This is a genomic window from Clostridium chauvoei, from assembly GCF_002327185.1.
GTDB lineage: Bacteria > Bacillota > Clostridia > Clostridiales > Clostridiaceae > Clostridium > Clostridium chauvoei.
Map to the genome: position 1 here is coordinate 1,807,184 of NZ_CP018624.1, position 13,186 is coordinate 1,820,369.

The following is a 13,186-nucleotide window of genomic DNA, read 5'->3' on the forward strand; positions in this document are numbered from 1 at the left end:
GTTAACTATATGATACTTTAATAATACTGAAAAAAATATAAATTAACCAATAACCTTTATTTATAATAATCATAAATAAAATTTATAGCTATTAAAAATAGTTACAATCATAAATTATATTTATAGTTCCTATAAAAAACTGCTCCAATGAAATTTATTTATGTACTTTATATAGAAAATCACCTATAATATAATAAATAATATTTATACATAAGTGAATTAACACTCTACAGAGGAGGATAAGAAATGGATTTAGAAACACTTGAAACATTTCTGCTTATAGCGAAAAATAACAGTTTTACAAAAACAGCAGAAGCAATGTTTTGTACACAAGCTGCAATTTCAATGAGGATTCGTCGCTTAGAGAACTATCTAGATTGTAGTTTATTTAACCGTAAAACAAAAAAAGCTGAATTAACTAAAGATGGTCTACTTTTTTTACCATATGCTCAGCAGATAGCCAATACTTTTATAAATGCAAAAGAACACTTACTGCAAGCAAAATTGATGGAACAATCTGAGATATCTATTACATCCTCTAACACACCTGGAACATATATGTTACCAAATATAATGTTCTTATTCAAACAAAAATATCCTTTTATCACAGTAGTTAATCATGTGCAGTACACTAAAAACGTAATTAATAGTGTGTTAAATAAAAACTATGACCTTGGAATAATTTCACAACCCTATCTCTCTGATACTCAGGACATATTATGCGAACCTCTATTAGAAGATCCTCTTGTTGTAGTTGTGAATAACGACCATCCATGGGCTACACAAAAAAGAATATTTATCAATGATATAAAAAATGAAACTTTCTTAATATCTAACCCAAATACCTCATTAGTATCTTATTTAGAGAAAATAGGCAACTTTAAATTTATTTCAAATAATATATGCGTAGTTGGAAGTATTGAAGCAATAAAACAGAGTATATATGATAACTTAGGAATATCCATAATATCAGAAAACGCTGTAAAACAAGAACTTAAACTTGGATTGCTCAGTAAAGTTGACATAATTGATGACATAAAGTTAACACGCCATATATATTATATAAAACATAAAGATATCAATCTGCCCCTTTCAACTGAACTATTTTTAAAATTTATAAAAGAGCTTATGATTTCCAAAAGTAAAGACCATATAAAATAATAATTCAACCTAAAATACTTGATATGTATATAGAGCACTCATTATCTTCTTAATATGAATGCTCTTTTTTATGCACAATATGGAAGCACTAAAAAAATGGGGCTGTCGCACTAAATAATAGTGCACAGCTCCTTTTTGATGCAAAAAAAATAAATCCTAAACTCAATAGTTTAGGATTTATGGTAAAATGTTTTTTATGCAACTAAAAAATATTTTACAACAAAATTATACTGTAAATCGAAAGTTTTATCAATTAAAACTTCCTTTTGATATAGATTGCATAATTCCAGAAAATGATTCGGTGAGATTACTAAGTCAGTTTGTAGAGGAGATGGATTTAACTGACCTATATTCTACTTATTCTAAAATAAGAGAAAATCAAGTATCGCCAACGAACATGTTAAAGATTGTGCTTTATGGATATATGAATGGTTTCTATTCTTCACGAGATATAGAAACAGCATGTCTTAGAGATATAAATTTTATGTTTTTACTCGAAGGGGCATCTGCTCCGGATCACTCAACATTTGCAAGATTTAGAAGTTTACATTTTGCTCCATGTGCTGAAAAGATATTGGCTGAAATGTCTAATTTTCTTTATGAGATTGGAGAAATATCAGGCAGATCAATATTTATTGATGGTACTAAAATAGAAGCTTATGCAAATAAATATACATTCGTTTGGAAAAAAGCTGTGACAAAAAACATGGCTAAATTATTAACAAAAATAGCCGACCTTGTAAAAGAATGCGAAGAACTTTATGGTATTAAATTGATTTATAAAAATAAAGTTCAAATGAGGCACGTAAAAAAGCTAAAGAAAAGGCTTTATGAATTAAAGAAAATTGAAACTATTGAATTCGTCCACGGATGTGGTAAAAGAAAATCACCACTTCAAAAATCTATAGAGAAGCTTGAAGAGTATCTTTCAAAATTCAAAGAATATAACCAAAAAGTATACACCTGCGGAGAAAGAAATAGTTATTCAAAAACAGATAATGACGCTACTTTTATGAGAATGAAAGAAGATGCTATGAAAAATGGTCAACTTAAACCTGCTTATAATGTACAACACGGTGTTGATGCAGAATATATTTCGTGGCTTACTGTGGGACCACAGCCAACAGATACTACTACATTAATACCCTTTTTAAAAAGTATGGAATGGCATCTAAATTTTAAATATTCAAAAATAGTTGCTGATGCTGGCTATGAAAGTGAAGAGAATTACTCATTTATTGAGGATAATAATCAAATAGCATTTATTAAACCTTCTAATTATGAAATATCAAAGACAAGAAAGTATAAGAATGATATTGGCAGAATAGAAAATATGGATTATGACGCTGAGAATGATTTATTTATTTGCCAGAATGGTAAGACTCTAAAAGTCAATGGTATAAAGTTCAAGAAATCTAAAACAGGATATGAAAGTGAAAAAACAATTTATTCATGTGAGGACTGTAGTAATTGTAGCTTTAAGAGTAAATGTATTAAAGGAAATAATTCTAAAATTCCATTGGGGGAAAGAACTAAGAAACTTGAAACTTCAAAAAAGTTTAATCGTCAAAGAAAAGAAGATTTAGAAAGAATTATTACTGATGAAGGCATCTTACTTAGAATGAATAGAAGTATTCAAGCAGAAGGCTCTTTTGCACAAGTAAAACATGATATGAATTTCAGAAGATTTATGTGTCGTGGTCAAAAGAATGTTTTAGCAGAAAGCATCCTAATTGCTATGGCTCATAATGTTAATAAATTACATAACAAAATACAATCTAACCGAACTGGTAAGCATTTATTTGAGCTAAAAGAAGCTTTATAGTTAAATTTTTTAAGTCTTTTTTATTAGCTTTATTAAAGTGCGTCTATTTTTAAATAGAGTTTATTTATATTATAAAATGTGTAATAAATTTTATAAAAATATAGAAAAGGAGCTATCGCTAGCGGATTTTTTTACCCGCTATGCGACAGCCCCATTTCTATTAACTATCAAATTAGGTTATCCTTAAGTTATCTTAAGTGTCCACTCCTCACAATTCCATATATCTGTTACCACATCTCTATAAAACTCTGGTTCATGGCATACAAGTAATATAGTTCCTTTATATTCTTGTAATGCTCTCTTTAATTCATCTTTTGCATCTACATCTAAGTGGTTTGTAGGCTCATCTAGGATAAGTATATTTGTTTCACTATTTATAAGCTTACATAATCTAACCTTTGCTTGTTCTCCACCACTTAATACACAAACTTTACTTTCTATATGTTTTGTTGTAAGTCCGCATTTAGCTAATGCTGCTCTTACTTCGTATTGTGTAAATGAAGGAAATTGTTCCCAAACTTCTTCTATACATGTCTTGTAGTTTGCTTCTTTTATTTCTTGTTCAAAGTACCCTAGCATTTGGTAATCTCCAAGTTCTACTTCTCCACTTATTGGTTTTATTAATCCCATTAAGCTTTTAAGTAAAGTTGATTTACCTAGTCCATTAGCACCAACTAAAGCTACTTTTTGTCCTCTTTCCATTGATATGTTAAGTGGTTTAGTTAATGGTTCATCATAACCTATTACTAAATCTCTTGTTTCAAATATTAATTTTCCTGAAGTTCTTCCTTGTTTAAATCTAAATTCTGGCTTTGGTTTTTCTGCTTGAAGTTCTATTATATCCATTTTATCAAGCTTCTTTTGTCTTGACTTAGCCATACCTGTAGTTGCAACTCTAGCTTTATTTCTAGCTATAAAATCTTTAAGTCCAGCTATTTCTTGTTGCTGTCTTTCATAAGCTGCTTCTAGTTGTTTCTTATTAGCTTCGTAAATTCTTTGGAAGTTTTCATAATCTCCAACATATCTAGTAAGCTTTCTATTTTCCACATGATAGATTAAATTTATAACAGAATTTAAGAATGGAATATCATGTGATATTAAAATAAATGCATTTTCGTAATTTTGAAGGAATCTCTTAAGCCATTCTATATGTTGCTCATCTAAATAGTTTGTAGGCTCATCTAAAAGTAAGATATCTGGATTTTCAAGTAAAAGCTTTCCAAGTAATACCTTAGTTCTTTGTCCACCACTTAAATCTGTAACATCTCTATCTAATCCTATATCTTTAAGTCCTAGACCTCCTGCAATTTCTTCAACTTTTGCATCTATAAGATAGAATCCATTGTTATCTAACATGTCTTGGATAACTGCAGTCTTTTCTAAAGACTTGTTCATTTCATCCTCGTCCATTTCTCCCATTCTTCCATAGATATCATTCATTTCAGCTTCTAAGTCAAATAAGTATTTAAATGCTCCCTTTAAAGTATCTCTTATTGTCATACCTTTAGTTAGCTCTGCATGTTGATCCATATAACCAACTCTAACTCTGTTGCTCCACTCAATCTTTCCTTCATCAGGCATTAACTTTCCAGTTATTATATTCATAAATGTTGATTTACCTTCACCATTAGCTCCTATTAAACCAACATGCTCCCCCTTTAATAATCTAAAGGATACTTCTTCAAATATTGCTCTGTCGCCAAAACCATGATTCATATTTTTAACGGTTAAAATGCTCATTTTATCCCCTCCGTAAACTTGTTTATATTAAATATTTAAATTTCTATACAAAAATAAGGTGTGATATAATTTCACACCTTATTTATTATATACGATAATCTTATAAAATAAAGAAATTTCTTTTACTAATTTTAATTATCTTTTCTAATATTCATATTCTTTTACATTTTCACATATAGATATCTTCAATTGCTTATTATCTAGTACCTTTTTATATGAACATAAGAATTCATTTAGCTCTAAGTCAGCTAAATCTATTTTATTGAAGCCTTTAAGTATTACATTTTCTTCTTCTAGAATAATATCTAGACTATTTTTTTCATTGCTAATTGTATACGTACTTACAGCTTTCATTTGAATTTTTTCTTTATATTTTTCTTGAAAGCTCATAGTCTTTCTAATTTTTTCTACATCAGTTGAAGTACCTGTTATTTTATCTAAGCCTAAAGCCTTAACTTGCTCTTCTAAACTTGAAGCATCAAAACCGTATCTCTCCATAAGTTTAGTTTGCATTTTTAAAAACTTATCTTGTGATATATTATTTTTCTCCATATATGACATCATTTCTTTGGTAAAATCGGACATTGTTAATTTACCTGCTGACATATCATAATATAGTGAATAAATATATGACTCAAATTTATCTATATCTTTATCATTAACTCTGTTCTTTAATTCATTAAAATCAATTACTCTATCCATCTTAAGCACACTCCTCTAAATCAAAATAGACGTTTATATTATTATACAATACTGATTTATTTTATTCTACAGTAAGGCAAAATAGTTCAAAATTTATTAAATTTATTAAATTTATTCTAATTCTATAATAAAAAAGCATTTAAGATATAACCTAAATGCTTTTTTACCATTTTATAATTATTGTTTATCTACTTTATATGTCATAACTTCTAACCAAATATCGTCATATTGTTTTAATTGCTCTTGAGTAAAGTATTTATAAACTTCACATTTATCCATAACTTCTTTTGGCATATATGCTCCTGGGTTATTTTTAACGTCTTCTGATTGTGCTTCCATAGCTAACTTTTGTGGTGTAGTATATCCTATTTGATTTGCTATTCTTAATGCATTTTCTTTTTCGCTTACGAAATTAATAAATAATTCTGCTGCTCTTTTATCATTTGCATCTTTAGGAATAGCCCATGAATCTAACCAATAATCTGCCCCTTCTTTTGGAACTACATACTCTAGGTTATCATGCTCATCTGATAAGTTTAGACCTTCCCCAGACCAAATCATAGCTACAGCTCTTTCTCCTGATATCATTAAGTCCTGTACTTCATCAGCACCATAGATAGTTCCTAATTCCTTTTGTTCTATAAGCGCTTTCTTAGCTTCTTCTAACTCATTTGGGTTTGTGCTATTTAATGAATATCCTAGCTTCTTTAATGCCATTCCAATAGCATCTCTTGGTGAATCAAGAACGAATATTTGATCTTTATATTTAGAATCCCACATAATATTCCAACTATCTACTGGTTCTTTAACAATGTCCTTATTATATATTATCCCAATTGTTCCATTCATATAAGGAACTGTATAATCATTGTTAGGGTCATAAGCTTTCCCCATATCGCCTTTATTCATATTTTCTAAATTAGGAATATGTTCTTTATTTATTTTTTGAAGTAATCCTTCTTGAATAACTCTATCAGCCATATAATCTGCAACTAATACAGCATCCCATTTTGTTTTACCTGAAGTTAATTCTATATACATTTTTTCCATAGTATCAAAAGTTACTTCATTAACCTTTATATTATATTGTTCTTCAAACTCTTTTAATAAACCATCAGCTATGTTTTCTCCATAGTTTAGGATATTTATAGTCTTTTTAGTTTCTTTAGAACTACATCCTGAAAAAAGTGCTATCATTAAAACAAAACTACATATTAAAGATGTACTTTTTATTATTTTCTTCATCAATATTCTCCTTTTTTTAATTTATAAAATCATTATATATTTAATTAGTATACTTGAAAAGATAAAAATAAAAATCTTGGAGAGGAGACTCCCAAGATTTTTATTTTACAAATATCTTTTAAATTTCAACTAATTTAGCTACAACACCATTAATTTCACTTAATTCTTTACTTAATTTAGATATTTCCTCTTTTTCATCATGAATCAAATTTAATATTATAAGTCCAGAATTGGAACAAATATCTTTACTTGCTTCATGTAATCCAAGTCTTGTTTGAATTATACATCCAAATTTAGTAAGTATCTCTTGAACCTTAGGTGCTGCTGAGTTTCTCGGCTCTATTTTTATAGCCATAATCGTAAACATAAGATACCTCCTAAGTTAGCTTCTTTTGTATACTTGACTATTTTAAAAATTTTATTCATATTAATTTTGTTTTTATTATTCTATAGTTGCAATTGCTTCTATTTCTATTACAGAATCCTTAGGTAATCTTGCTACTTCAACACAACTTCTAGCTGGTTTATTATCCTTAAAGTATTCAGCATAAACTTCATTTACACTTACAAAGTCATTCATATCATTTAAAAATACTGAAACTTTTATTACTTTATCTAAATTGCTTCCTGCTGCTTCTAATATAGCTTTTACATTTTCTAAAGATTGCTTTGTTGCAGCTTTTATTTCAGTTATTAGTTCTCCTGTTGATGGATTTAGTGGAATTTGACCTGATGTGAAAATCATATCTCCCATTTTAATTCCTTGAGAATATGGTCCTATTGCTTGTGGCGCCTTATCTGTGGAAATTATTTCTCTTTTCATTCTTATACTTCCTTTCTAATACATAGTATATTAATTTAATTTTAACCCATACTAACTACAAATAATCTTATTTGGAGGAATTAATATGGGTAAAAAAACTTCTAAAAATAACACTAAAATAAATAATAAATATTATAAAAATAATTCTCCTGAACCTAATGATGGTGTTTTTATAGATAATTCTCCTAATGATAATTATACTACTGAAGGCACAGTTAGATATGGAGAAGAAGCTGATAGCTGCGATCTTTAATAGATTGTAGTCCTCCCATAAGGTACTAGGATTTATCCAAATAAATTATTAAATTATTGGTCCAATGAATTAACACTTTTAAATTAATCCTAGTACCTATATTTAACTATACCTTTTTTCATTCTGTCTTTCAACAATCCTTAAAATATCTCATCTTATAAATAATTCTTAATTTAAAACCTTCTTAATTATCATTTTCATATTTTTTCAAATTAATTGTTTATAGTATATAAAAATAATGATAAAATTAGATGTTATATTATTTATTAGGAGGTATTATTTTGAAAAAAACTGTAGATATTGATTGGAATAACTTAGGCTTTAGTTACATAAAAACCGATTATAGATATGTTTCTATATGGAAAGATGGCAAATGGGATGAAGGTAAACTAACAGAAGATAATATGTTAACTATTAGTGAAGCTTCAACTGCTTTACATTATGGACAACAATGCTTTGAAGGTTTAAAAGCCTATAGAAGAAAAGATGGTAAAATTCAACTGTTTAGAGTTAATAGAAATGCTGAAAGATTAAATGTTAGTAACAGAAGATTATTAATGCCTGAAGTTCCTGTGGAAAAATTCATAGATGCTTGTAAGCAAGTAGTTAAAGCTAATGAACATTTTGTTCCCCCATATGGTACTGGTGCTACGCTTTATTTAAGACCTTTTATGATAGGTGTTGGTAATAACATAGGTGTTAAACCTGCTCCTGAGTACATATTCTCTGTTTTTGCAGTTCCTGTTGGTCCATATTTTAAGGAAGGATTAACTCCTTGTAACTTTATGATAGCTGATTACGATAGAGCTGCTCCTCTTGGAACAGGTGGACAAAAGGTTGGTGGTAACTATGCTGCTTCACTTCATCCACATCAAATTGCATCAGATAGGGGCTTTGCAGATTGTATTTATTTAGATCCTGCAACTCACACAAAAATTGAAGAGGTTGGAGCTGCTAATTTCTTTGGAATAACTAAAAACAATGAATTTATTACACCTAAATCACCTTCAATTCTTCCAAGTATAACAAAATATTCTCTTATGGATATAGCTAAAAATTATTTAAATATGCCTGTATTTGAAAGAGATGTCTTTGTAGATAACTTAGATGAATTTAAAGAAGCTGGTGCTTGTGGTACTGCAGCTGTAATTACTCCTATTGGAGGAATTGAATATAAAGATAATCTTCATGTATTCCATAGTGAAAAAGAAGTTGGTCCTATAACAAAGGAACTTTATAGAATTCTTTGTGGAATACAATTTGGAGATGTAGAAGCTCCAGAAGGTTGGATATTTGAAGTTTAATATTTAAAAGGGTTCTTCTAGAACTCTTTTTTACTTTAATAATAAGCTTATATATATTATTAAACTTTAATAAATTTGTCATTTTTAATTAATGTAAATTTAACTTAATAATGTTATTATTTTAAGATAACTATCAATTTAATGAGGTGAAATTATGTACATAGTAAATTTTATTCGTGGCTTTTGTATGGCTTTAGCTGATAGTGTTCCAGGAGTATCTGGTGGTACTATTGCATTTATATTAGGATTTTATGATGATTTTATAAATTCACTTAACTCTTTAGTTTCTACTAAAAGTAATATTGAAAGCAAAAAAACTGCTCTAACCTTCTTATTTAAATTAGGTATTGGTTGGATAGTTGGATTGGTTTCATCAGTTATGATTTTATCATCTATCTTTGATAAAGAGATTTATAAAATCAGCTCTGTTTTTGTAGGCTTTATATTATTTTCTATTCCTATAATAATACGTGAAGAAAAAGATAGTATACTAAATAACTATAAAAATATAATTTATGGAATACTTGGTGTTTTAATTGTTGTTGCAATTACTTATTTTAATCCAACATCCTCTGGAACATCTTCTATTTCTTTAAGTAGTTTTTCATTCCCAATTGCAATTTATGTTTTCATCGTTGGAATGATTGCTATTTCAGCTATGGTATTACCAGGAATATCAGGTTCTACATTACTTTTAGTATTTGGACTTTATGCTCCTGTTATAGCTGCAGTAAAAGGGTTCCTTACTTTTAACTTTAATTATTTACCTATGTTAATTGTATTTGGTATTGGAGTTCTTGTTGGAATTGTAACTACTATAAGATTAATTAGATATCTATTAGCAAATCATAGATCTAAAATGATATATTTTATAATAGGTTTAATGATCGGATCATTCTATGCAGTATTTATGGGTCCAACTACTCTTGAAATTCCAAAACCTGCTATGAATTTAGAGAGTTTTAGCTTTATATTCTTTGCACTAGGTGGTTTATTAATCTTAGTATTAGAAAAAGGAAAAAATTATTTAGAAAAAAAATCTAGTTAAAATAATAAAGAGTTAGATTCCTAAAAAAGAATCTAACTCTTTATTATTTGTTATTTCTTATTGTTACTAGTTATATAGTAGTATGGTAATGCTAAGAATACAACACCGCCTATAAAGTTTCCTAGAGATACAACAATTATGTTATACATATATCCACCTATTGTTATAGTTCCTGGATCAAGCATAACTCCCATAGCTAATAATCCCATATTAGCTACACTATGTTCAAAACCTGCTGTTATAAAAGTAAATAAACACCAGAATATCATTAATATTTTAGCTGTTTCTTCTTTTAATTTATAACACATCCATACCGCTAAACATACAAGTATATTACATAATATACCTTTTATTAAAAGTGGCATAAATGGAGTATTTATTTTAGCTGCTACATTGCTTACTATAAATTCTCCTATGTAATCGCTCTTTCCTGATGCTAAACCTGCTTGGACAAATAATACAGCACCTACAACGCCACCTAATATATTTCCAAACCAACTTGCAAACCATATTTGAATAGCATCTACCCAAGTTACAGTCTTTTCTAAAGCACCCATAGTCATTATCATACTATTACTAGTAAAAAGATCTCCACCAGCCATTAGTACTAAACTTAATGCAACACCAAAAGATACACCCATTGTTATCTTATAAAAAGGTGAACCTCCATGATGCATAATTCCACCGATTGAATAAATAAGCATAATTCCTAAACTTACAAATAAGCTACCTAACATAGCACTAACTATGTATCTTGACTTGCTTCTTTTTAATAAGTTGATTTTTACTTCAGCTGAGTGAGCTAAGTTATGAATTTCCTTACTATACATAAAACACCTACCTATTTTTTATTATTTTTTTAACAATATATTACCCTAGTGAGCTATTTTTTACTCACATCTATATATAATACAATCTTATTTTAAATTTTTCAATAAAAATTTAAAAATTTAATCATTTTTTGGCAAATTGTCCATTATTCCATAAAAAAAGTACGCTCAACGCGTACTTTCTATAAAAAATTTTCTATTTGCTTAATATATATATCTCTTATTTTTTCATAATCTACTAATGGTTTAAGACTGATTTCTACAGCTATTCCCTCATCAATAAATTTGCTTTTCCAAGATCTTTCATCTGCAGCAATATCTCTCTTAACATGATTCCCTGCTACAATAAGCAATGGTAACATAAATACCTCTTGAATATTTTTTTCTTTTAAAGCTTTAATAATAAAATCCTTGGTTCTTTCACCTTCTAAAGTCCCTATAAAAATATTTTTATATCCTTTATTTTTAAACTTACTTTCTAATATATAGTATGCCTCAGTAGTAATTGTCTTAGAACCATGACCTACTAATACTATATTTTTATCCTTAGATAAATCCTCTTCCATTGCTTCTATTAAACTATCACAAGCCTCTTCTAATTCTCTCCCATAATAGCCTAAAAGAGTTTTCCCTAATTTTATACTTTTAAATGCATACTCATAACTATACATTATCTTCTTAATATGTTCACATTCTATACATTCCATAACATAAACAGGCTGTATTATAACATCTTCAATCCCCTCATTACTTAGTTTAAATAATGCTTCATCTAATGTTAATACTGATATGCCATAATTTGATTTTAATAGGTTTATTATTATTTTAGAATTAAATACCCTAACTATAGGATATTTATTATTTGTTCTTTCTTTAACTTCATTTTCTATTTTTTCTAAATTCTTTAGTGCTTCCAAGTCTGATGTTCCAAAAGAAGCAATAATAATTGCTTTTGACATAAATTCACCCTTTACTAACCTTCTAAAAATTACTAAAAGCTTGTAAAAACTTATCTATATCTTCTTCTGTATGTTCTGTACATAAGAATAAAGCTTCATATTGTGATGGTGGTATATTGAATCCACTATTTATCATATGTAAAAAATATTTTTTAAACATTTCACTATCACATTGCTTTACATCATCATAAGTTTTTATTTCTTTTAGTTTATTGAAAAATATTGTTAGCATTCCACCTTCTCTATTTATTACCATAGGAATACCTTTTTCTTTGGCTATCTTTAGCATACCCTTTTCTAACTTTTCACCTAGTTTATTTATATGATTATAATACTTATCTTTATTATCTTTTATTTTATTTAATGTAGCAAGACCAGCACCCATTACTACTGGATTCCCTGACATTGTTCCTGCTTGATATACTCCACCCATAGGAGATAAGCATTCCATTATTTCTCTTTTTCCACCATAAGCTCCACATGGTAAGCCTCCACCTATTATTTTAGCGTAAGTTACTAAATCAGGTTTTACATTAAATAAGCTTTGTGCTCCTTCAAATGCTACTCTAAATCCACTCATTACTTCATCAAAAATAAGTAATGTTCCATATTTATCACATAACTGTCTTAAAGCTATCATAAAATTATCTTCAGCCTTTATTACTCCCATGTTTCCTGCTACTGGTTCTATTATTACAGCTGCTATATCATCTCCATATTGTTCGAATAGAATTTTAACTTGATTAATATCGTTATATACACCTATAAGAGTATTTTTAACACTATCTTGTGGCACTCCTAAACATCCTGGTATTCCTTCTGTTAATACTCCTGACCCTGCTTCAACTAAAAACCCATCAAAATGTCCATGATAACAGCCTGCAAATTTTACTATTTTGTTTCTTTTAGTATATCCTCTAGCTAGTTTAATAGCACTCATAGTAGCTTCTGTACCTGAGTTAACCATTCTTACCATATCTATATTTTCTAAGTTATCACATAAAAACTTAGCCATTATTAACTCTAATTCTGTTGGTGCCCCAAATGCAATAGCACTTTGTGAAATCTCTTTTATACAAGTAACAACATCTTTATCACAATGTCCTAAAAACATTGGCCCCCAAGCTAAAACAAAATCAATATATTCCTTACCTTCTTCGTCCTTTATTGTAGCACCTTTACCACTTCTAATTATTGGTGGATCAATCCCCATATCTCTATATGCTCTAACAGGTGAATTAACTCCTCCTGGCATAAATTTCTTAGATTCATGAAATATAATTTGATTTCTCATTT

General features: G+C 28.4%; 13 protein-coding genes. 5 read left to right on the plus strand and 8 right to left on the minus strand.

Annotation, left to right across the window (positions count from 1 at the left end):
- Positions 1-246: 246 nt before the first annotated feature.
- Both BTM21_RS08530 and BTM21_RS08535 read left to right on the plus strand, forming a co-directional pair.
- Positions 247-1,161, plus strand: coding sequence for a LysR family transcriptional regulator (locus tag BTM21_RS08530; RefSeq protein ID WP_021875117.1), 915 nt, complete (start codon positions 247-249; stop codon positions 1,159-1,161).
- 196 nt (positions 1,162-1,357) lie between these two features.
- Positions 1,358-2,986 (plus strand): IS1182 family transposase, encoded by a 1,629-nt coding sequence (locus BTM21_RS08535; RefSeq protein ID WP_079481794.1) that lies wholly within the window; start codon positions 1,358-1,360, stop codon positions 2,984-2,986.
- Positions 2,987-3,169: 183 nt separating this feature from the next.
- Here BTM21_RS08535 and BTM21_RS08540 read toward each other — a convergent pair whose 3' ends face one another.
- From BTM21_RS08540 to BTM21_RS08560, 5 genes are all read right to left on the minus strand, one after another.
- The gene (locus tag BTM21_RS08540; protein ID WP_079481195.1) at positions 3,170-4,726 is read right to left on the minus strand and encodes an ABC-F family ATP-binding cassette domain-containing protein; all 1,557 of its coding nucleotides are present in this window, start codon (positions 4,724-4,726) and stop codon (positions 3,170-3,172) included.
- A 144-nt stretch (positions 4,727-4,870) separates the two neighbouring features.
- The gene (locus tag BTM21_RS08545) at positions 4,871-5,428 is read right to left on the minus strand and encodes a DUF3867 domain-containing protein (RefSeq protein ID WP_021875115.1); all 558 of its coding nucleotides are present in this window, start codon (positions 5,426-5,428) and stop codon (positions 4,871-4,873) included.
- A gap of 177 nt (positions 5,429-5,605) precedes the next feature.
- Positions 5,606-6,673 (minus strand): ABC transporter substrate-binding protein, encoded by a 1,068-nt coding sequence (locus BTM21_RS08550; protein ID WP_021875114.1) that lies wholly within the window; start codon positions 6,671-6,673, stop codon positions 5,606-5,608.
- A gap of 118 nt (positions 6,674-6,791) precedes the next feature.
- Positions 6,792-7,040 carry a CPF_0552 family protein gene (locus tag BTM21_RS08555; RefSeq protein WP_079481194.1) on the minus strand — a complete coding sequence of 83 codons (249 nt, stop codon included), beginning with the start codon at positions 7,038-7,040 and terminating at the stop codon, positions 6,792-6,794.
- A 75-nt stretch (positions 7,041-7,115) separates the two neighbouring features.
- Entirely contained in the window at positions 7,116-7,496 is a 381-nt protein-coding gene (locus tag BTM21_RS08560) for a RidA family protein (RefSeq protein ID WP_021875112.1), read from the minus strand.
- An 85-nt stretch (positions 7,497-7,581) separates the two neighbouring features.
- Here BTM21_RS08560 and BTM21_RS13695 point away from each other — a divergent pair, with 85 nt between their 5' ends.
- The 3 genes from BTM21_RS13695 (at position 7,582) to BTM21_RS08570 (ending at position 10,101) form a co-directional block, all read left to right on the plus strand.
- Complete coding sequence (locus BTM21_RS13695; RefSeq protein ID WP_021875111.1) at positions 7,582-7,749, plus strand: hypothetical protein; 168 nt, start codon at positions 7,582-7,584, stop codon at positions 7,747-7,749.
- 281 nt (positions 7,750-8,030) lie between these two features.
- Positions 8,031-9,053: a branched-chain amino acid aminotransferase gene (locus BTM21_RS08565; RefSeq protein ID WP_172000983.1), complete on the plus strand. Its 1,023-nt coding sequence runs from the start codon at positions 8,031-8,033 to the stop codon at positions 9,051-9,053.
- Positions 9,054-9,207: 154 nt separating this feature from the next.
- On the plus strand, positions 9,208-10,101 hold the full coding sequence (locus tag BTM21_RS08570) for a DUF368 domain-containing protein (RefSeq protein WP_079481193.1): 894 nt from the start codon (positions 9,208-9,210) through the stop codon (positions 10,099-10,101).
- A gap of 50 nt (positions 10,102-10,151) precedes the next feature.
- Here BTM21_RS08570 and BTM21_RS08575 read toward each other — a convergent pair whose 3' ends face one another.
- The 3 genes from BTM21_RS08575 to hemL all read right to left on the minus strand — a co-directional run bounded on the left by BTM21_RS08575 (position 10,152) and on the right by hemL (position 13,184).
- Complete coding sequence (locus BTM21_RS08575) at positions 10,152-10,931, minus strand: formate/nitrite transporter family protein (RefSeq protein ID WP_021875108.1); 780 nt, start codon at positions 10,929-10,931, stop codon at positions 10,152-10,154.
- Positions 10,932-11,113: 182 nt separating this feature from the next.
- The gene (locus BTM21_RS08580; RefSeq protein WP_021875107.1) at positions 11,114-11,890 is read right to left on the minus strand and encodes a sirohydrochlorin cobaltochelatase; all 777 of its coding nucleotides are present in this window, start codon (positions 11,888-11,890) and stop codon (positions 11,114-11,116) included.
- Positions 11,891-11,912: 22 nt separating this feature from the next.
- A complete protein-coding gene (hemL, locus tag BTM21_RS08585; protein WP_021875106.1) occupies positions 11,913-13,184 on the minus strand; it encodes a glutamate-1-semialdehyde 2,1-aminomutase in 1,272 nt (423 codons plus the stop codon).
- Positions 13,185-13,186: the final 2 nt, after the last annotated feature.